The organism is Halopenitus sp. H-Gu1 (assembly GCF_041821145.1).
Classification (GTDB): Archaea; Halobacteriota; Halobacteria; order Halobacteriales; family Haloferacaceae; genus Halopenitus.
This window is the reverse complement of sequence record NZ_JBGUBC010000005.1, coordinates 118,564-135,751: the sequence shown is the minus strand read 5'-3', so window position 1 is coordinate 135,751 and position 17,188 is coordinate 118,564. Positions and strand designations below refer to the sequence as shown.

Genomic DNA, 17,188 nt, shown 5'->3' with positions numbered 1-17,188 from the left:
GACCCGAACGGATCAGTCCGCGCTCGTGGCAGCGGAACTGGTGGTCGTTTTGCGACTCCGGACGCGGCCCTGTATGTACGCACCGATGAACATTCCGGCGATCGCCCACAAGATCGTCACGTTACCGATGCCGAGGCTGGCGTAGGCGGCGCCGGGACAGATCCCCGACAGTCCCCAGCCGGCCCCGAAGATCGCGCCGCCGAGGACGACGTTCCGGTCGAAGGGCTTGAGACGCCGCTCGAACCGATCGCCGGTGAGCGGTGCCCGATCGAGCAGCCGCGGCGCAAGTAGGAACGTGACGCCCGTAACGGCGGCACCGCCGAACATCACGAATACCAGCCCGAAGTCATCGAACTGGAGGAAATTCAGAACGACTTCCGGTCGGGCCATGTGGCTGTAGGCCAACCCGAATCCGAAGAGCAACCCGCCAACGAGCACCAGCGGCATGAAGGCGGGGTGGCGTTCGCCACCGGATCGTGCGTCCGCCATTATGGAGCCACCCCCATTGCCGCGACCAGTTGTGCGACGACGATCGCGACGATCAGAAACGTGATCACGCCGACGATCGAGGTCCGGGAGGCCGATCCGAGACCACAGATGCCGTGGCCGGAGGTACATCCCTTTCCAACGCGCGTACCGATACCGACGAGGATCCCGCCGATCAGGAGCCGCCACGGCTGGACGGAGGTCGTCCACGCGCCGCCTTGATAGACGACGGCGTAGACGCCGGCGCCGAGGACGATCCCGAGCGTGAACACGAGCCGCCAGTCACGCGAGGAGACGTATCGATCGAAACGCGACTGCGCGGAGACGTACGACAGCGTGGACTCGAGGAACGTGCTCGCGCCGGCACTGATCCCGGTTCCGAGATAGATGATCGCGGTGCCGAGCCCGACGAGCAGCCCGCCAATGGCATAGCGGCTGATCCCGTTCGGGAAGAACTCGGCGGCCGTCTGAACGAGGAGTGGGTCGAGACTCATTCGATATCGTTACTCGACAGCCAGGGAATCCTGGCTTGCCGCACAGTTGTTCGGGCCGAGTTCGAGGGTGAACGCCTTCTCGTCGTCGACGGTCTCCTGTCCGAGGTTGGTCGCGATGATCTCCTCGTAGTTGGCCGGCCGCGGAGGCATGTCCGAGAGGATCAGATCGACGAAGGACTCCTCGTCCATCGAGAGAGCCTCCATCCGATCCTCGAGATCGCCGATCGGCGCGGTATAGGTCCCATCATCGGCGGGGACGGCAGCATCGCTGAAGTGGGCGCCGCCGACGAGCGTCTCGTCGGGAAGCGTCAGGACCCGCTCCTGAAGGGATTCATAGAGGGTTCGTGCTGCCTCCGGGGCCCCGTCGTCGCCGTCCTCCAGATCGGGACGGGCGACGCTCTCGATGAACAGTCCGTCTCCGGTGGCGAGGAAGTCCCCACCGACCAGATAGGAGGTCATGCCGGTCGTATGGCCGGGCGTATAGACGGCCTCGATCGTGGCGTCACCGACCGCGAACTCGTCGCCGTCGGCGGCGGTCGTCAGCTCGTCGGCATAGGTGACGCCGCGGTCGACTGCCGCTTCCGGAATCACGCCCTCGACGCCACGGTCGTCGAGTTCACGCACGCCCGAGATGTGATCCGCGTGGATGTGCGTGTCAAACGCGTATCGCAACTCGACGCCGAGTTCTTCCGCGTCCTCAAGGTATCGATCGGCGAACGCGCGCAGGGGATCGATCACAGCCGCCTCGTCCCCGTCGTAGACGAGGTACCCGAGACAGCCCGAGGAGGGTCGCTGGTACTGAATGAGGGTGCCGGCGCCGTCGTAGTCGGTGACCTCGACGGCCTCGTAGATCCGGGCCCAACCGTTCATCCCGTCCTCGAGATGGTTCACGTCGTAGCGACGGTCGGCGAGCGCGCCAGCGACGAACTCACTGGCACCGCCTTTCGCACACAGCACCGTTACCTCACGGTCGTCGGGAACACGATCGAGGATGTCATCGCCGATCTCCTCGTCGAGGAAGTGGAAGTACGGAACGTTGATCGACTCGACGTTCTCGCCGTCGATGCGCCATTCCTCGTAATCCGAACTCATCCGCGTATCGAGCAGCGTGACGTCCTCGCCGGCGTCGATCCGCGCCTTCAACTCGTCCGGTTCGATCGATTCGACGTCCGCGTCGGGCGTCGGGAAGTCAAGATCATCTGGATCCATATCGTGTGCGTTTATACCGGCTGAATGTACATAAGAGTTTGCATAGTAATGTGCCATATACACAAGACAGGAGATCGGCGGATCCTTCGATCGGCGATGACGAACACGTTGGCGACGACGTCCGGAAGAACCGACGCGAAGAGTATTCGACGTGGAGGACCGTTCGATCGAGGCTCGAAGCGAACCTGACGGCCCAAACAGGGCGGAAACGAAAACGGGCGGAAAGGGAAACGTAGACGGAACGAAACGGGAACAGGAACGCAGACGGAACGAAAACGGGGATAGAAACGAAGCGGAAGTGGAAACGGGAACGTAGACGGAAGTTGAACGGGAACAGAACGGAAACGGGAATGGGAACGCAAACAGGACGAAAACGGGGACGAGGCTCTCCGAATCGACGGACGACCGTGAACCGATCAAGCGTGGTTCTTATACGGATCGATATTTTTATATCACCACAAGCAATATTGTGTGGTAGCTCCAATATACCGACGGAGTGTCTAAACAATGACCACGGAATTCGACATCACGGAGACGCTCGACGTAAAGGGTGAATCGTGCCCGATGCCGGTCGTCAAGACGAAAGGCGCCATCGACGACCTCGCAGTCGGCGAGGTTCTTGAGGTGCTTGCGACCGACGCCGGAAGCCTGAGTGACATCGAAGGGTGGGCGGACGGGACGGCGGGCGTCGAACTCCTCGAACAGGTCGAGGACGGCGACGTGTACAAACACTACGTGGAGAAGACGGCAGAATGAGCACGGACACCACGGCGTCGTCGTCGGATGCCGACTCGATGAACGAGGCCGAACTCGTGGCCCGGATCGAGGAGCTCGAGGACACGGTCGCAACCCTCGAAAGCGAGTCCGACGACGACACGAAGAAGATGACGATCATCGCGACGAAGGGGACGTTCGATATGGCTTATCCGCCGTTGATCCTCGCGAGCACGGCAGCCGCCTTCGGCTGGGACGTCGTGGTGTTTCACACGTTCTGGGGACTCGACATCCTCCACGAGGAGAAATCGAAGGACCTGAAGCTGTCTGCTGTCGGTAACCCGAGCATGCCGATGCCGAACGCGCTCGCCGCGCTGCCCGGAATGGACCGGATGGCGACCCGAATGATGAAAAAGAAGATCGAGGAGAACGGGACGGCGACGGTCGAAGAGCTCATCGAGGTCTCCCTCGAACAGGGCGTCGAGCTCCAGGCCTGTCAGATGACGATCGATCTGATGGACTACGAGGAGGACGACTTCTACGACGACGTCACCGTCGGCGTCGGGGCTGCGACTGCACTCCAGCACATGGCGGAATCGGACGTCCAACTGCTGGTGTGATGACCCCCGACCGTCGGGGGTGAGACTTATAACGCCGATTCGGTAACGATCGCATAGATGGCACTTTTCGAGAATCTCGTGTTGGTGTTCATCGCGGGCTTCGTCACCGCGCTCGCGACGGGAATCGGCGCGCTTCCGTTTTTCTTCTTCGATGAGATCGGCAACCGTTGGACCGTGGTTCTGTGGGGGCTGGCCTCCGGGATCATGGTCTCGGCGTCGGTATTCGGGCTGATCGAGGAGGGATTAGCGGAGGGAACGCCCATCGAAATCGGGATCGGGATGGCCGCCGGTGTCGTCCTCGTCGTGGGCGCTCACAAGATGTTGAGGGACGCCGAGATCGACCCGCGTGAGTACGAGGAGGCCAACTTCAAGAAGCTCGTGTTGATCCTCGGCGTGTTGACCGTTCACAGTTTCCCGGAAGGGATCGCCGTCGGCGTCTCCTTTGCCGATCTCGGGCTGGTTGGCGGGATCGGGATCGCCGGGTTCACCGTTCCGATCCTGGCCGTGTTCATGACGATCGCGATCTCCATCCACAACATTCCCGAAGGAACGGCGATCTCCATCCCGCTGAAGGCGATGGGGGTACCGAAGTGGCGGATGGTCTGGTGGGCGGTCTTCTCCAGTCTCCCCCAGCCGATCGGCGCCGTGATCGCCTTCGCGTTCGTGCGGATCGCCCGTCAGTTTCTCCCTTATGGGTTTGGCTTCGCCGCCGGCGCGATGATCTACCTCGTCATCACGGAGTTCATCCCGGAAGCGCTTTCGCTCGGCGAGCCGCTCCCGCACGGTGGCAAACGTGAACTCCTCGCCGGCATCGTCCTTGGCGTGGCGGTGATGGTGCCGCTGGCGTTCGTGTGAGGCGGCGATCCCGCGATCAGGTGACGTTTCGAACCGGGAAGAAACGGTCCGGAGTTAAACGACGTCGTCCGGGTCGTGGTCGGCGGCCATTCGCGACGCCTCGGCCGAATAACGATCGCGAAGCGCGGGATCCTCGACGCGGCCAAGGTTCCCGGGATCGACCACTATCGCGGCAGTCGTCTCACGTACGTCGGTGAAACTCGTCAGCGCGCGCTCCTTGCGGAAGTACCGATCCCCGTCGATCGTCGCATAGACGAGGATGACCATGTTCTGCTCGTCGTCCGAGTAGGTTCGTTCGACGAGCCAGACACGAACGGTGTCATCGTCCGAACCGTCGTCGGAGACGTCGCTCGAAGACATCAATTCACCACTCCGCTTCCAGCGCGTCGAGTAGTCGATCGACGTCGCTCTCGATGTTGATCGCGTGGACGGATGCCCGGATCGCATCAGGGAACGGGAGATCGCGCACCCGGATCCCCTCGGCGGCGAGTCGCTCGACGGTCGCGGCCGGGTCGTCGACGTCGATGGTCACGAGTCCCGACTCTGGGTCTGCGGGACTTACCAGTCGGTCCGCGGGGATGCCGTCAGCAAGCCGGCCCGCAAGCCGGAGAACGCGGTCCTCGATCCGATCGATACCGACCTCCGTATTGACCTCGATCGCCTCCCGAAGCGCGACGTGTGTGGCCGGGTTCGCGGTTCCGACCTCGAAGCGACGGGCACCCGCGGCGAGTTCGTAGGGATCCGCGGTCGGCGTCTTCACGCTTCGATAGCCGAGCGAGCGGGGATGAAGCGTCTCGACGACGTCGTCATCGACGTAGAGGAATCCGCCGCCCCAGAGGCCGAGCAACCACTTGTGGCCGGCCGCAGCGACCGCGTCGGCTCCCCACTCCGTGACGTCCATCGGGACCTGTCCGGGTACCTGAACCGCATCGACGAGCGTGAACGCGCCCGCCTCCTGAGCGATCGCGACGAGATCGGCGACCGGAAGTCGAGTCCCGTGTGTCCAGGTGATCGCGGAGAAACAAACGAGACGAGCGTCGGCGACCGCCGCAGCGAAGTCATCGAGATCGATTCGACCGTTCTCGGTGGCGACAACGCGAACCTCGACACCCTCCCGTTCGAGTCGCTGCCAAGGAAGAATTCCGGCGGGGTGCTCGAGGTCGGTTCGAACGACGACGTCATCGGGCTGCCAGTCGATCGCGCCCGCGATGGCGTTGATCCCGGCGGTCGTGCTCTCGGTGAGCGCGATCTCCGCGGGGTCGGCTCCGACGTACTCGGCGACGGACTCCCGGGTCCGATCGAACGCCTCGGCAGCCGTACCGTAGGGATTGGTTCGCGTCGGCGCGTCGTACTCGTGGGTGTGAAGGAACGATTCGGCCGCCTCCACGACGTATTCCGGGCTTGGACCGTGTGCCCCGTAGTTCAGATAGACGGATTCGTGAAGCGCGGGGACGTCGGCACGGAGTTCAAGCGGCGTCATCGGCCCTCCACGTTCGAGACCCGCGATCGTGACCGGATCGCAAGGTCGATCCCGTCGGTCGATCGGCGGTCGTTCGCCCCCGTCGAATCGATCAGCGGCGATTCGGAAAGGGCCGGCGTCTCAACCGACTTCGTCGTTGCATCCATTGTTCAAAGCTACACCCGCCCCGCGTATTAATCTTGTGTGTATTGCACAATATCTATTCGTCCAAACGACGAACGAAACGGAAGGCGTTCACGCCGAATCCTCGATCGTCTCCGCCCATGCCGCGGGAACCTGCGCGTATATCTCCGCGTTTTCGACGAGAGCGTCGACGGGGATGAACTCGTCCGGGGCGTGTACCGTGTCGGTTCCGATCGCGAAATCGACGGCGGAGATCCCGGCGTTTCGGAGGGTCTTCACGTCCCCTCCCCCAGTCGCGCTCCGTCGGTAGACGCGCTCGCCGGTCACCGTCTCGGCGGTTGATGCGACGGCCTCGGGGAGCGGTCCGTCGATCGCCTCGGCGGTACCGATACTCCAAGAGACGTCCGCGATCGTGACGCCCGCACAGGCGCCGACGCACTCGCGGATCTCCTCGAGAATCGTCGGCGTGTGAACTCCGGCGAGGAGCCGAACGTCGATCTCCGCGCGCGCTGAGGCCGGAACGGTGTTGATCGCATCGCCCCCCTCGATCGTGCCGAGATTGATCGAGGGGCGTTCAAAGAGATCGCGGGCGGTTTCGGCGCCCATCGTGGGCGCGTAGTAAGCCACCGACTCTTCGAGGATCGGAGCCATTGTGGCGTCGACATCGAGTTGGCGGGAGCCGAACCGCTCTCGAAGGACGGTGACGGCGTCATAGAGCCGATCGATGGCGTTCTCCCCGAGAACGGGCCGCGAGCCGTGGGCAGCGTCGCCGGTCGCATCGAGGGTGAGCCAGATGCTTCCCCTGTCGGCGACGGTCACGGAGTGGCGCGTTCGATCGCCGGTCGGTTCGCCGATGAGACAGGCGTCGGCGTCGAGCCAGCCGTCGGCGATCCGATCGGGTTCGAGAAGAGAGGGGAGTCCCGCGTCACCGCCGACCTCCTCGTCACTGACGAACGCGAAAGAAATATCGACCGGCGGTTCGTGGTCGGGGCGGGCGAACGAACGGAGCGCGAACAGCATCGACACGATGGCCCCCTTCATGTCGGTCGCGCCGCGTCCGTAGATCCGATCCTCCTCCGGGCCCTCCGGAGAAGCCTCGACGTACTCACCGAGCGGATCGCGTGTCCACTCCGTCTCGTCGAAAGGAACCGTATCGAGGTGGCCGACGAATAGGAAGGTCCGGTCGGCGGCACCGGAAAGACGGGCGAGGAGGTTCGGCTTCGCTGGATCGACCGCGAAACGTTCGGTTTCGACCGGGACGTCCGCGAGATGTTCTTCGATCACCTCGACGATCGCACGCGTCGCACCGGGCGGGTTCGAAGTATCGACCGCAAGGAGTTCACACGCGAGATCAACCAGTTTGGAACGGTGCGTCGCGGCGTCCGCGTGTGGATCTGTAGTCATTGATCGGTAAGGGATGACGGTCGGAGCGGGGACGTTGAATCGGAGACTACGAGGAGACGTTCGAGACGGGACGAAGCGATCGATCGCCGATCAGCTTTCGACGGGTGCTGCAGTCTCGATATCCTCGTATTTCGTTTCGAACTCCTGGATGAGTTGGCCCATCTTGGCGTACCAGTCGTTGAGCATCCGCTGGAGATCGTCGGCGATCTTCGAGGGGTCCGTCGGCGAGTAGACGTGATAGTATCCGCCCTGGTCGTAATTTACCTGGTCCTTTTGAATGAACCCCGTCTGCAGCAGGCGCTGGATCGCACGGTAGGCCGTCGATCGCTCCCGATCGACCGTCTCGGCAACCTCGTCGACGGTCAGGGGCTCCTCGGCGTCGACGAGCGCACGAAAGCACTCCTGGTCGAGCTGTTTGAGGCCATGAAAACACTCTAAGAGCCCCTCACATTCCATGTCCCGCTGGAGCTGTTCCGACATCGAATCTGGCATATCTATTGATTTGTACGTCGTGAGGGGTTAAAAGGCTTGTGTAGAGATCGCACAAGGCTGCAACAAATCCATCCGCTCGGATATCGGCCGAACGTACTCGATCGAACGTCCAGTGATGACCACAGTAGACGGGTAAGATACCATGATTGTTGAGCGATCTCCCGAGAGTACGACGGACGAGTGGCGTGGCTGATCGGGAGTGGGAAAACGGCGATCGTGATCACCTATATTGTCCATATTACCCAAAACTCTTAACTTCGCTGGCCGCCTACCCGACGACGATGGCAACGAGATCAGGATCCGATTCGAATGGAGTATCCCGCGATGAACCCGTCCACATCGGCAGCGAGGACGCCCTCGATGAACTCGTCGAGGAGGGTGGCGTGGTGCTCGCGGACTTCTATGCCGACTGGTGTGGTCCGTGTCAGATGCTCGAACCGATCGTCGAAACGCTAGCGGCCGATACCAATGCGACGGTCGCAAAGGTCGACGTTGATGCCAACCAGAGCCTAGCAAGCGCCTACGGCGTCCGTGGCGTTCCGACGCTCGTGCTGTTTGCGGACGGCGAGCAGGTTGAGGAGATCGTCGGCGCCCAGCCGGAAGATCGACTCCGATCGCTGATCGGCGAATATACCGCGTAAACCACCCGTAAATCGGGCGGGAGCGAACGAAAATAACGACGCCATTTTTGCACACGAGACGATTCTCCGGGAGAGGAATCACCGATCCGTGCAGCTCCGTCGGAAGATCGATCTCGACGGAAGCAACGGAGACGTCCGAGCGGAGATAGACTGATTCGTGAGTGACGACCGAGTAGTGACGGACTGGTTCATACGACGAGTGAGACCCGAGCAGCAACTGAATGGCGCCTGAAGGGGCGCGGAGTGGGACGGGAGATCACGGCTACGACGAGGGAGTATTGACGGAGCGATCATGATGGACGACGGACTGGTTCCGCCATGAAAACTTATGGGTCAGTTATAGGTGGTTGGAGAGGAGTTACGGAGATATAGTATTGTACTGTCAACCCACAACCGTTATATTCCTTAGGCAGATACGTGGAAGTGAGCAAAAATGTACGAACTACGAACGACCGTTCGTCAATCGGGGGATGTGGAGTAATGGCTGGACTTTCGGTGCCGACCTGGGATCCGCAGGCAGCCAAGCTGATCGCGACGATCCTCCTCGAAGCGATCGTTCTGTACGTCGGCTACGCTGGGCTCGAACGGCTCTTCGGCCCCGCTATAATGGAAGCGCTCGTGGGAGGTGACGAGATTGGTAGCAAGTGAGATGATGATCCTCGGAACGACACTCGAGATGGCGGCGCTTTTCGTCGGATTCGGACTCGTCGTGGGGATCCTCTTCGGATTCTTCGGCATGGGCGGGTCGTTCCTGGTCACGCCAGCACTGTTGATGTTCGACTACAAGCCGAGCGTGGCGGTCGGAAGCGGAATGGCCTTCGTCTTCGGGACCGCGGTGATCGCGACCCTCAAACACCACGACCTCGGTCAGGTCGACTACAAATTGGGCGGACTGATGATCGTGGGTACGACGATCGGGATCGAGACCGGTCGGATGACGGTCTTCTACCTGGAGACCCTCGGACTTGCCGGGGGCGTGATTAACGTCGCCTACGTCCTGCTTTTGGGCGGAATCGGTCTGATGGTCACTCGGGAGGCCCTTTCTTCCGACGACGATGACGACGATTCCGGAAGTGTCGGCCACGGATCGAGCGAGGAGACGGAGGACGGTTCCCTCATGGGCCACGAGCCTCCGGAGATCGCAAAGCGCATCCAGCAGACCGTCCGGATCCCGCCGATGGTCACTCTGCGCGGGGACGTCACCGTCTCGGTGTGGGTGATCACCGCCGTCGCGTTCTCGACCGGGCTCCTCTCGGGGCTGCTCGGGGTCGGCGGCGGGTTCATCCGGATGCCCGCGATGATCTACGCGATCGGTGCCCCGGTGCCCGTCGCCGTCGGAACCGACCTCTTCGAGATCGTCTTCTCCGGCGGAATCGGGAGCTACCTCTACGGCCAAAGTGGCGGCGTCGATCTGGGGATCGTCGTCCCGTTGCTTTTCGGCAGCGCGCTCGGAGCCCGACTGGGGTCCGCGGCGACGGCCGTCGTCGATGCGGAGGGCATCAAGATCTACTTCGGCGGAATGTTGCTCGCCGGCGCGCTCGCAGTCGCCGTGGGCGAGATCGGTAGCTACCTGGGGATCGAGATCATGGAAACGGCCGGCCTCCTGATGGTGCTCGGTGCCGCAGTGGCCGTCGCCGGTGCGATCGTCGTGACGACGCTTCGGTCGCTTCGAACCGGCTCCCCACGAACGACGATTCCGGAGTGAGGAGTCGGACCGAGGACGGGGAACGCTTTTGCCCGCCGGTCGGATTAACGAACGTATGAGCGAGGACCAGGGTGCGGCGTCCGGGACGTCGGAGTCGGTCGATCGCGAGGGGACGGGCGACTCAGAGGGCTCGCCTGATCCGGAGACGGGGACCGACGGGGAGATGACTGCCGGAGAAGCGACTGCCGGAGAGATAACGGACACGGAGGCAGCCGAGGGGAAGACGACTGGCGAGAAGACGATCGACGAGGAGACGGCCAGCGAGGAAGCCGAATCGGCCGACGTCCCGCTGGATGTGCGCAAGTACGAACGGTTCAAGAAGATGGACGGCGCCCAGTACGAGCGGGTCAACGAATTTCTACGCGATCGAACCTACATCACTGCCCGCGAGTGGGCGATCGCCAGACTCTGTGCGGACTTTCGGACCGAGACGGGCGTCGAGATGACGAAGATCGGCGAGAACCTCCCCGAACTCGTGCCGTTCATGACCGATACCTACACGCCCCAGGCGGTCAACCAGGCGCGTCATTCCTTCGAGACGAAGGTGACGAAGGCGGGAGCGACGTTCCTGTACGGCGCGATGTCCGGCTTCTTCACCGCCGAGGACGTCGATGAGATGATGTACGAGGTGACGGAGATCGCGAAGTTCCTTCTCGAAGTCGAGGGGGTCGATCTCGCCGTCGAGGACGAACTCGAGGCCGAAGAGCGGATATCCAGCGTGATGCGCGAGGTCCGCGAGTCAAGCCAGCGGGTCCGCGGGGAGGAGACGCGCTGTCCCGAATGTGGACACGTCCACGAGGTCGGCGACGACGCCGAAAGCGAGGAGTGAGACCGACGACGAATCGTCGATCCGGGGCGCCTCAGCCGTCCCCGCCGTCTCGTGGTTCGCCCTGGAAGGTGTACTCCGCGGAGTTATCCTGCGGATCGTAACCGAGCACCTCGCGGGCGCGCTCGAGGGAGTAGTACTTGCGGTCGTTGTCGGAGATGCCGTAGACGATCTCGAAGTCGAACTCGGCATGCAGACACCGGTCAAAGAGGTGGGCACAGTCGCGGTGGGAGAGCCACATCGCCTGCCCGCGTTCGTACTCGCGTGGGGGGTGGTCTTGGGTCAGATTGCCGATCCGAACGCAGACGACGGCGATCCCGAACTCGTCGTGGTAGTATCGTCCCAGCACCTCGCCGGTCGCCTTCGAGACGCCATAGAGGTTCGAGGGGCGGGGGAACTCGGTCCCGTCGAGACGGTAGTCGTCGTCGCTCCGATACATCCCGGGCGTGCGGTCGTCGGTCTCGTAGTGGCCGACGGCGTGGTTCGAGGAGGCGAACGCGACGCGATCGACGCCGGCGTCGACGGCCGCTTCGAGGACCGTCCGCGTACCGTCGATGTTGTTTCGGAGCACGCTGTCCCAGGGAGCGTCCGTCCGCGGGTCGCCAGCGAGATGGATCACCGCTCCGACGCCGTCCATCGCCTCTCTGACGGAATCGAAATCCGTGACGTCGGCCACGTAGCGGTCACTGTCGGCGACGTCGTCGGGAACCCGCTCTGCAGCCAGGGGTTCACGATCGAGGAGTCGCCAGTCGTACTCGGTGCCGATTCCCCGGAGGATGGCCTGTCCGACCCGTCCCCCCGCTCCGGTGAGTAGGACTGGCTTCGACATTCAGTAACTCATCCGCGGGTTACCGGGAAATATCGTGCGATCCGCCGCGGTCGACGACGGTTATTCCAGCTTCTGTCTGGAGATCGAGATCCCGGTTGGCGTCAAAATGAGTTGGTCGTCGCCCTTCTGGACGATATCGCCATCGACCTCGTCCGCGACCTGACGGAGTTCATCGATAATGTGTTCGACGGTGCGATCGGAGGTAGAGTGACGAGTGATATCGGCAAGAACGAAATCGCCGTCGTAAACGGCGTCCTTGATCGGGATGACGTCACCTTTGTCGCTTATCTCGGCGATGTGGACTTGTACCCCGGCCTCACTGTGGGCGTCGCCGAAATCGTCGAGATCAAGTTCGACGTAGTCGTCGACCGATCGGTTGCCCCCGCCACCGAGGATCTTACTCATGATTCCCATACCATCTAATGCCGCCGAGACCGCATTAGTTCTTACGTCAGACGCCCTCCGCGTTCCGCCGGAGACGATTCAGGCGGACGGCCGGCACCGCTCCCGATCGACGCGGGATTTCGCTCACTCCGAGAGTCCGAGCAGGTCGAACGAATGACCGTCGTCGTTCGCATGGGCAGCCTCGTAGACGACGTGTGCTGCCGCGACGTCCTGGATCGCGAGTCCCGTCGAGTCGAAGATCGTGATCCCGTCGTCCTCGATTCGCCCCGGCTTTTTGCCCACGACGATCTCGCCGATCTCGCCGTATACGTCCCCCTCATCGAGGATGCCCGCACTCCAGGGGACGTTGATCTCCCCGGAGTGGGTACACTGTTCGAAATCGTCGATGACGACTTTCGCATCGAGGAGGAGGTCGTCGGTAAGCTCGTGTTTGCCCGCGGCGTCAGCGCCCATGGCGTTGATATGGGTCCGGTCGCCGACCATCTCGCGGGTCACGATCGGGTCCTTGACCGGCGTAACCGTCGAACAGACGTCGCAGGCGGCCGCCTCCGCCGGAGTGCCGGCGCGGACCGAAAACTGATTCTCGAAGGCGTCGATGAACTGCTCGATGCGATCCTCATCGAGATCGGAGACCACCACCTCCTCGATCGGGCGTACGGTCGCGATCGCCTCGAGTTGGGTGTCTGCCTGTGCGCCCGCGCCGACGATCCCCATGGATCGGGCATCCTCGACCGCAAGATGGTCCGTCGCGACCGCCGCGGCCGCGCCAGTTCGATTCCTCGTCAACTCGGTTCCGTCCATGATCGCGAGTGGAACGGCCGTCTCCGGGTCGGAGTAGATCATCGTCCCCATCACGGTCGGAAGACCGTATTCCGAGGGATTGCGTGTGTGGACGTTCACCCACTTGATCCCCGCCGCGTCCCAGTCGCCGGCGTCGAGATATGCCGGCATCGACCGAAAGTCGCCCTCGTACTGTGGGAGATCGATATAGGATTTCGCCGGCATCCGAACGTCACCGCGCTCATAGGCGGCGAAGGCATCCTCCATCGCGCCGATCAACGGGTCCATCCGTGCGTTTTTCTCGACGACCGTCGCGTCCAGAAGTAACGTGTCCATATGTAGATATTCGACGGACGGCTACTTGAGGAGCCCGGGCCAACGGGATCGTTCGGAACCCCGTTCCGTTACGCAAGACAGCTCCGACGCGTAGCCGTGCCGGTGAGTAGTGTGGCATCGAACGAGAACGGAAGTCGAGTGGCATCGAACGAGAACGGAAGTCGAGTGGCATCGAACGAGAACGGAAGTCGAGTGGCATCGAACGAGAACGGAAGTCGAACAGAAACGGAGATCGATCGAAATCGTCGATCGATCGGGCCGAGGTGTGCGTCGGGTCGGTCGATCGAACGATTCAGCGAGAGCCGAACACGAGCGGCGTGATTGAGTTCGTAACCGACCGAATTACATCATGCCGCCCATGCCGCCACCCATGCCGCCCATGCCGCCGCCGGGGGCGCCGCCTTCCTCCTCGCCGCCGGAGGTTGACAGATCGCCCGCTGCGATGATGTCGTCGATTTTGAGCACGAGATTGGCGGCCTCGGTGGCCGAGGAAAGCGCCTGCTCTTTGGCGTGAGCGGTCTCGACGACGCCGGCGTCGAAGGTGTCGACGACGTCGCCAGTGAAGACGTCGAGGCCGGCGCGCTGGTCGCCCGCCTCGTGGGCTGCACGCAGATCGACGAGCAGATCGATGGAGTCGAGGCCGGCGTTCCCGGCGAGAACGCGGGGGACGAGTTCGAGCGCGTCAGCGAACGACTCGACTGCGAGCTGTTCGCGACCCTCGACGGAGTCCGCGTAATCACGGAGTCGGCTCGCCAGTTCGACCTCGATGGCGCCGCCGCCGGCGATAGTTCGACCGTCGGCGACCGTCGTCGAGACGACGTCGATCGCGTCGTTGATTCCGCGTTCGAGCTCGTCGACGACGTGGTCGGTCGAGCCGCGAAGCAGCAGCGTGACGCCGTGTGAGTTTCCACCTTCGACGTAGAACAGCTCGTCGTCGGCGTCGCGGCGGATCGATCCCGTCGCGAGATCGTTGGCGGACAGGTCATCGAGGTCCGTCACGATGGGGGCATCGAGAACGTTCTTGAGGAACGTCAGATCGGACTTCTTGGTCCGACGGACTGCGAGTATACCCTCACGGGAGAGGTAATGCTGGGCGAGGTCGTCGATGCCCTTCTGACAGAAGACCACGTCGGCACCCGATTCGACGATCTGGTCGACCTTTCCGCGGAGTTCCTCCTCTTCCTGATCGAGGAACTGCTGGAGCTGGTCGGGATCCTCGATCGAGACGGAGGTGTCGACGTCGGCCTCCTCGACCTCGATCGGCTCGTTGAGAAGCAGGACGTTCGCCGACTCGAAGTCGGTGGGCATTCCGTCCTGGACGGGATCCTTGTCGATTACCGCACCCGAAAGAAGCTCGGAGGCGCTCGCGGGACGTCCCGTCTGCGTCTCGATCTTCAGGTTCTGGAGGTCGACGACGTGCGAACCGTCCTCGGCCTCGACGGTGATAGCCTGGACGGCGCGAACGACGAGGTCCGCGAGGGTGTCCTTGTCGAGTTCGGCGCCCTTGCCCGTCATCGAAGTCTCTGCGACGGACCGAAGCAAGTCGGTGTCCGCGGAGTCAACGCTTTCCGCGATCTCGTCGATCTCTCCGCGGGCATACTCGCTCGCAAGGTTGAACCCTTTAATGACGGCCGTCGGGTGGATATCCTGCTCGAGAAGGTCCTCGGCGTTCTTGAGGAGTTCGCCAGCGATCGCGACAGCACTCGTCGTGCCGTCACCTGCCTCGTCCTCCTGGGTCTCTGCGACCTCAACGATCATCTCCGCCGTCGGATTGTCGATGTCCATCTGCTGGAGGATGGTGACCCCGTCGTTCGTGATGGTTACGTCGCCCATCGAGTCGACGAGCATCTTGTCCATCCCCTTCGGTCCCAGCGTCGACCGAACCGCCTCGGCGACGGCGCGTGCCGCCGAGATGTTGTATTCCTGTGCGTCCTTGTCCTTGACGCGTTGGGCATCCTCGCCCATGATAATCATCGGCTGTCCCTGCTGCATTCGTTGACTCATAGACGAGCGAAGATTGATTGTGATTCTATATAAAGGCTTCGTCAACAGTCGGAGACTGTATCCGGTTCGATCGCGAAGAGATCGGGGATCGATCGGCCGACGGAAGCCCGATCGTCCCGAAACCATGTTAATATGTATCACGAATCGAGCTGCAGTGGGGCGACGGTTCACCCCCGGATTTAAGAATGATACTGACTACCATGCCTGAGGGCACTGATCACTACGACTGTCAACGCACTGCAGCGATCAACGGGAGGGACAGGCGGTCCGAGATGGAACTAACCGGAGCAAACTCATCACAAAAACGCGCCGGTCCGATCTCGAAATCGTCAGGTCTCGTCCTCGACGTCGTCCGCGAGGATATCTACCTCGCTCACCTCCGGTTCGGGGGGTTCGTCGTCGGCGGTGAGTTCGCGTTTCGCGAGTCGGTGCTCCAGTTGGTGGCGTTTGTCCTTCCCCTTCTTCTCGCGGCCCGATTTGGTGTCTGGCATCGTTGCGTGATAACAGCCCACACATACAAGAGCGTTTCCACCGGGACAGCCCCCTCGTCCGCCACGGTCCACCGGAACGGGCCATACATCTGCTAATGAGGAACCAGATCGATGAACTTCGACGACGAAGCTTTATAAAGGAAAGCGCCGACGGTTAGACCGTTGATGACCGATCCGAAGGATACGATCACCATCGAGAACGTCGTTGCGTCGACGGGGATCGGCCAGGAGTTGGACCTCCAGAGCGTGGCGATGGATCTGGCGGGCGCCGACTACGATCCCGAACAGTTTCCCGGACTCGTGTATCGAACGAAATCACCGAAATCCGCCGCGCTCATCTTCCGATCGGGGAAGATAGTCTGTACCGGGGCGAACTCCACGAGCGCGGTCCACGAGAGCCTGAACATGGTCTTCGAGGAGCTTCGAGCCCTCGACATCCCGGTAGAGGAAGACCCGGAGATAACCGTCCAGAACATCGTCACGTCCGCGGACCTGGGCGAGAATCTCAATCTGAACGCGATCGCGATCGGATTGGGATTAGAGCATATCGAATACGAACCCGAACAGTTCCCGGGGCTCGTCTACCGGCTCGACGAGCCGGACGTCGTCGCGCTGTTATTCGGGTCGGGGAAGCTCGTCATCACCGGCGGGAAAGAACCCTCCGACGCCGAGGCTGCCGTCGACGTCATCGTCGAACGGCTGGAGGAACTCGGCCTACTCGGGTGATCGGACCGAATGATCGGACCGGACGATCGGACGGTCACGGCCCTGGACGATCGGACGGTTACGGCCCTGGACGATCGGACGGTCACGGCCCTGGACGATCGGACGGTCACGGCACGCGATCCCAACCGCCGAGGAACGCGGGTGCTTTAGCCTCCGGCCGCCAATAACTACGTGATGCTTCTTCAGTCGGGGTCGGGATCGATCGCCGTTCTCGGAACGCTCGTATTCTTCGCGCTCGGGCTGTCGGTCACCGCCCATCTGGCTGCCAGAAACGTCCTCGGGGACGTCGACCCGAAACGGGCCCTCCTCGTTGGGCCGCTCCCGGCAACCGTCGGCGTCGTCGGGGGCGCGTTCACGCTTCCCGCAGCACTCACGGTCCCGGTCGCGCTCCTGCTCGACGGGGCCGCCATCCATCGGGCCTACGGCCAGCCGCCGCGAGGGACCGCGCTCATCACGTTCATCCACTTCGTGATCACGGTGTTGATAACCGTGATCGTCGTCGGAATCGCGATTCTGCTCGCCAGCCGACCGGCGTGACCGGACGGGGATCCCGGAGGCGAGCGTCGAG

The 17,188-nt window shown here is 62.5% G+C and carries 23 protein-coding genes; 10 read left to right on the top strand and 13 right to left on the bottom strand.

Translation table 11 applies throughout. The features are described from left to right. Positions 1-12 precede the first annotated feature (12 nt). Genes ACERIT_RS05770 through ACERIT_RS05760 form a run of 3 tightly spaced genes read right to left on the bottom strand, consistent with a single transcriptional unit; the run spans position 13 to position 2,189 of the window. On the bottom strand, positions 13-489 hold the full coding sequence (locus ACERIT_RS05770) for a YeeE/YedE family protein (protein ID WP_373673885.1): 477 nt from the start codon (positions 487-489) through the stop codon (positions 13-15). Further along, positions 489-980 (bottom strand): YeeE/YedE family protein, encoded by a 492-nt coding sequence (locus ACERIT_RS05765; RefSeq protein ID WP_373673884.1) that lies wholly within the window; start codon positions 978-980, stop codon positions 489-491. The genes ACERIT_RS05770 and ACERIT_RS05765 overlap by 1 nt, the downstream gene beginning before the upstream one ends. A 9-nt stretch (positions 981-989) precedes the next feature. Further along, positions 990-2,189 (bottom strand): MBL fold metallo-hydrolase, encoded by a 1,200-nt coding sequence (locus tag ACERIT_RS05760; RefSeq protein ID WP_373673883.1) that lies wholly within the window; start codon positions 2,187-2,189, stop codon positions 990-992. Positions 2,190-2,696: 507 nt separating this feature from the next. Between ACERIT_RS05760 and ACERIT_RS05755 the strand changes: the two genes are divergently transcribed. The 3 genes from ACERIT_RS05755 to ACERIT_RS05745 are packed head-to-tail and all read left to right on the top strand — an operon-like array spanning position 2,697 to position 4,378. After that, on the top strand, positions 2,697-2,945 hold the full coding sequence (locus ACERIT_RS05755) for a sulfurtransferase TusA family protein (protein ID WP_373673882.1): 249 nt from the start codon (positions 2,697-2,699) through the stop codon (positions 2,943-2,945). Beyond that, positions 2,942-3,523 (top strand): DsrE/DsrF/DrsH-like family protein, encoded by a 582-nt coding sequence (locus ACERIT_RS05750; protein WP_373673881.1) that lies wholly within the window; start codon positions 2,942-2,944, stop codon positions 3,521-3,523. The genes ACERIT_RS05755 and ACERIT_RS05750 overlap by 4 nt, the downstream gene beginning before the upstream one ends. Before the next feature lie 57 nt (positions 3,524-3,580). Beyond that, the gene (locus ACERIT_RS05745) at positions 3,581-4,378 is read left to right on the top strand and encodes a ZIP family metal transporter (RefSeq protein ID WP_373673879.1); all 798 of its coding nucleotides are present in this window, start codon (positions 3,581-3,583) and stop codon (positions 4,376-4,378) included. 54 nt (positions 4,379-4,432) lie between these two features. Here ACERIT_RS05745 and ACERIT_RS05740 read toward each other — a convergent pair whose 3' ends face one another. The 5 genes from ACERIT_RS05740 to ACERIT_RS05720 all read right to left on the bottom strand — a co-directional run bounded on the left by ACERIT_RS05740 (position 4,433) and on the right by ACERIT_RS05720 (position 7,877). Beyond that, on the bottom strand, positions 4,433-4,738 hold the full coding sequence (locus ACERIT_RS05740) for a hypothetical protein (RefSeq protein WP_373673878.1): 306 nt from the start codon (positions 4,736-4,738) through the stop codon (positions 4,433-4,435). A 4-nt stretch (positions 4,739-4,742) separates the two neighbouring features. Beyond that, the gene (locus ACERIT_RS05735; RefSeq protein ID WP_373673877.1) at positions 4,743-5,858 is read right to left on the bottom strand and encodes an aminotransferase class V-fold PLP-dependent enzyme; all 1,116 of its coding nucleotides are present in this window, start codon (positions 5,856-5,858) and stop codon (positions 4,743-4,745) included. Further along, positions 5,855-6,004: a hypothetical protein gene (locus ACERIT_RS05730; protein ID WP_373673876.1), complete on the bottom strand. Its 150-nt coding sequence runs from the start codon at positions 6,002-6,004 to the stop codon at positions 5,855-5,857. The genes ACERIT_RS05735 and ACERIT_RS05730 overlap by 4 nt, the downstream gene beginning before the upstream one ends. An 88-nt stretch (positions 6,005-6,092) precedes the next feature. Further along, a complete protein-coding gene (locus ACERIT_RS05725) occupies positions 6,093-7,385 on the bottom strand; it encodes a M20 family metallopeptidase (protein ID WP_373673875.1) in 1,293 nt (430 codons plus the stop codon). Positions 7,386-7,475: 90 nt separating this feature from the next. Continuing rightward, positions 7,476-7,877 (bottom strand): helix-turn-helix domain-containing protein, encoded by a 402-nt coding sequence (locus ACERIT_RS05720; RefSeq protein WP_373673874.1) that lies wholly within the window; start codon positions 7,875-7,877, stop codon positions 7,476-7,478. 281 nt (positions 7,878-8,158) lie between these two features. On the opposite strand from ACERIT_RS05720, the gene trxA reads away from it, so the two are divergent. From trxA to ACERIT_RS05700, 4 genes are all read left to right on the top strand, one after another. Beyond that, on the top strand, positions 8,159-8,518 hold the full coding sequence (gene trxA / locus ACERIT_RS05715) for a thioredoxin (RefSeq protein WP_373673873.1): 360 nt from the start codon (positions 8,159-8,161) through the stop codon (positions 8,516-8,518). 480 nt (positions 8,519-8,998) lie between these two features. Further along, complete coding sequence (locus ACERIT_RS05710) at positions 8,999-9,166, top strand: hypothetical protein (protein WP_373673872.1); 168 nt, start codon at positions 8,999-9,001, stop codon at positions 9,164-9,166. Between the two features lies 1 nt (position 9,167). Then, positions 9,168-10,223 (top strand): sulfite exporter TauE/SafE family protein, encoded by a 1,056-nt coding sequence (locus ACERIT_RS05705; protein WP_373673930.1) that lies wholly within the window; start codon positions 9,168-9,170, stop codon positions 10,221-10,223. A gap of 55 nt (positions 10,224-10,278) precedes the next feature. Then, positions 10,279-11,052, top strand: a complete 774-nt coding sequence (locus ACERIT_RS05700) for a DUF5806 family protein (protein ID WP_373673871.1) — start codon at positions 10,279-10,281, stop codon at positions 11,050-11,052. Positions 11,053-11,083: 31 nt separating this feature from the next. On the opposite strand, the gene azf is transcribed toward ACERIT_RS05700, so the two are convergent. The 5 genes from azf to ACERIT_RS05675 form a co-directional block, all read right to left on the bottom strand. Continuing rightward, positions 11,084-11,878: an NAD-dependent glucose-6-phosphate dehydrogenase Azf gene (azf, locus tag ACERIT_RS05695; protein WP_373673870.1), complete on the bottom strand. Its 795-nt coding sequence runs from the start codon at positions 11,876-11,878 to the stop codon at positions 11,084-11,086. A 60-nt stretch (positions 11,879-11,938) separates the two neighbouring features. Continuing rightward, the gene (gene sepF, locus ACERIT_RS05690; protein ID WP_373673869.1) at positions 11,939-12,292 is read right to left on the bottom strand and encodes a cell division protein SepF; all 354 of its coding nucleotides are present in this window, start codon (positions 12,290-12,292) and stop codon (positions 11,939-11,941) included. Between the two features lie 114 nt (positions 12,293-12,406). After that, positions 12,407-13,399 carry an ornithine cyclodeaminase family protein gene (locus ACERIT_RS05685; protein WP_373673868.1) on the bottom strand — a complete coding sequence of 331 codons (993 nt, stop codon included), beginning with the start codon at positions 13,397-13,399 and terminating at the stop codon, positions 12,407-12,409. Positions 13,400-13,741: 342 nt separating this feature from the next. Further along, positions 13,742-15,391: a thermosome subunit beta gene (gene thsB, locus ACERIT_RS05680; protein ID WP_373673929.1), complete on the bottom strand. Its 1,650-nt coding sequence runs from the start codon at positions 15,389-15,391 to the stop codon at positions 13,742-13,744. Between the two features lie 341 nt (positions 15,392-15,732). After that, complete coding sequence (locus ACERIT_RS05675; protein ID WP_373673867.1) at positions 15,733-15,894, bottom strand: hypothetical protein; 162 nt, start codon at positions 15,892-15,894, stop codon at positions 15,733-15,735. 165 nt (positions 15,895-16,059) lie between these two features. Between ACERIT_RS05675 and ACERIT_RS05670 the strand changes: the two genes are divergently transcribed. Genes ACERIT_RS05670 through ACERIT_RS05660 form a run of 3 tightly spaced genes read left to right on the top strand, consistent with a single transcriptional unit; the run spans position 16,060 to position 17,157 of the window. After that, the gene (locus ACERIT_RS05670; protein WP_373673866.1) at positions 16,060-16,620 is read left to right on the top strand and encodes a TATA-box-binding protein; all 561 of its coding nucleotides are present in this window, start codon (positions 16,060-16,062) and stop codon (positions 16,618-16,620) included. A 9-nt stretch (positions 16,621-16,629) separates the two neighbouring features. After that, on the top strand, positions 16,630-16,770 hold the full coding sequence (locus tag ACERIT_RS05665) for a hypothetical protein (protein ID WP_373673865.1): 141 nt from the start codon (positions 16,630-16,632) through the stop codon (positions 16,768-16,770). 24 nt (positions 16,771-16,794) lie between these two features. Further along, a complete protein-coding gene (locus tag ACERIT_RS05660) occupies positions 16,795-17,157 on the top strand; it encodes a hypothetical protein (protein ID WP_373673864.1) in 363 nt (120 codons plus the stop codon). Positions 17,158-17,188: the final 31 nt, after the last annotated feature.

What these genes read in the sequence shown, in the direction of transcription:
- ACERIT_RS05660 (WP_373673864.1), top strand. Translation starts at nt 16,795, where the DNA reads ATGCTTCTTCAGTCGGGGTCGGGATCGATCGCCGTTCTCGGAACGCTC.
- trxA (WP_373673873.1), top strand. Translation starts at nt 8,159, where the DNA reads ATGGCAACGAGATCAGGATCCGATTCGAATGGAGTATCCCGCGATGAA.
- ACERIT_RS05720 (WP_373673874.1), bottom strand. Translation starts at nt 7,877, where the DNA reads ATGCCAGATTCGATGTCGGAACAGCTCCAGCGGGACATGGAATGTGAG.
- ACERIT_RS05700 (WP_373673871.1), top strand. Translation starts at nt 10,279, where the DNA reads ATGAGCGAGGACCAGGGTGCGGCGTCCGGGACGTCGGAGTCGGTCGAT.
- ACERIT_RS05730 (WP_373673876.1), bottom strand. Translation starts at nt 6,004, where the DNA reads ATGGATGCAACGACGAAGTCGGTTGAGACGCCGGCCCTTTCCGAATCG.
- ACERIT_RS05685 (WP_373673868.1), bottom strand. Translation starts at nt 13,399, where the DNA reads ATGGACACGTTACTTCTGGACGCGACGGTCGTCGAGAAAAACGCACGG.
- ACERIT_RS05710 (WP_373673872.1), top strand. Translation starts at nt 8,999, where the DNA reads ATGGCTGGACTTTCGGTGCCGACCTGGGATCCGCAGGCAGCCAAGCTG.
- ACERIT_RS05740 (WP_373673878.1), bottom strand. Translation starts at nt 4,738, where the DNA reads ATGTCTTCGAGCGACGTCTCCGACGACGGTTCGGACGATGACACCGTT.
- ACERIT_RS05770 (WP_373673885.1), bottom strand. Translation starts at nt 489, where the DNA reads ATGGCGGACGCACGATCCGGTGGCGAACGCCACCCCGCCTTCATGCCG.
- ACERIT_RS05755 (WP_373673882.1), top strand. Translation starts at nt 2,697, where the DNA reads ATGACCACGGAATTCGACATCACGGAGACGCTCGACGTAAAGGGTGAA.
- thsB (WP_373673929.1), bottom strand. Translation starts at nt 15,391, where the DNA reads ATGCAGCAGGGACAGCCGATGATTATCATGGGCGAGGATGCCCAACGC.
- ACERIT_RS05765 (WP_373673884.1), bottom strand. Translation starts at nt 980, where the DNA reads ATGAGTCTCGACCCACTCCTCGTTCAGACGGCCGCCGAGTTCTTCCCG.
- ACERIT_RS05725 (WP_373673875.1), bottom strand. Translation starts at nt 7,385, where the DNA reads ATGACTACAGATCCACACGCGGACGCCGCGACGCACCGTTCCAAACTG.
- ACERIT_RS05735 (WP_373673877.1), bottom strand. Translation starts at nt 5,858, where the DNA reads ATGACGCCGCTTGAACTCCGTGCCGACGTCCCCGCGCTTCACGAATCC.
- ACERIT_RS05665 (WP_373673865.1), top strand. Translation starts at nt 16,630, where the DNA reads ATGATCGGACCGGACGATCGGACGGTCACGGCCCTGGACGATCGGACG.
- ACERIT_RS05750 (WP_373673881.1), top strand. Translation starts at nt 2,942, where the DNA reads ATGAGCACGGACACCACGGCGTCGTCGTCGGATGCCGACTCGATGAAC.
- ACERIT_RS05760 (WP_373673883.1), bottom strand. Translation starts at nt 2,189, where the DNA reads ATGGATCCAGATGATCTTGACTTCCCGACGCCCGACGCGGACGTCGAA.
- ACERIT_RS05675 (WP_373673867.1), bottom strand. Translation starts at nt 15,894, where the DNA reads ATGCCAGACACCAAATCGGGCCGCGAGAAGAAGGGGAAGGACAAACGC.
- sepF (WP_373673869.1), bottom strand. Translation starts at nt 12,292, where the DNA reads ATGGGAATCATGAGTAAGATCCTCGGTGGCGGGGGCAACCGATCGGTC.
- azf (WP_373673870.1), bottom strand. Translation starts at nt 11,878, where the DNA reads ATGTCGAAGCCAGTCCTACTCACCGGAGCGGGGGGACGGGTCGGACAG.
- ACERIT_RS05745 (WP_373673879.1), top strand. Translation starts at nt 3,581, where the DNA reads ATGGCACTTTTCGAGAATCTCGTGTTGGTGTTCATCGCGGGCTTCGTC.
- ACERIT_RS05705 (WP_373673930.1), top strand. Translation starts at nt 9,168, where the DNA reads ATGATGATCCTCGGAACGACACTCGAGATGGCGGCGCTTTTCGTCGGA.
- ACERIT_RS05670 (WP_373673866.1), top strand. Translation starts at nt 16,060, where the DNA reads ATGACCGATCCGAAGGATACGATCACCATCGAGAACGTCGTTGCGTCG.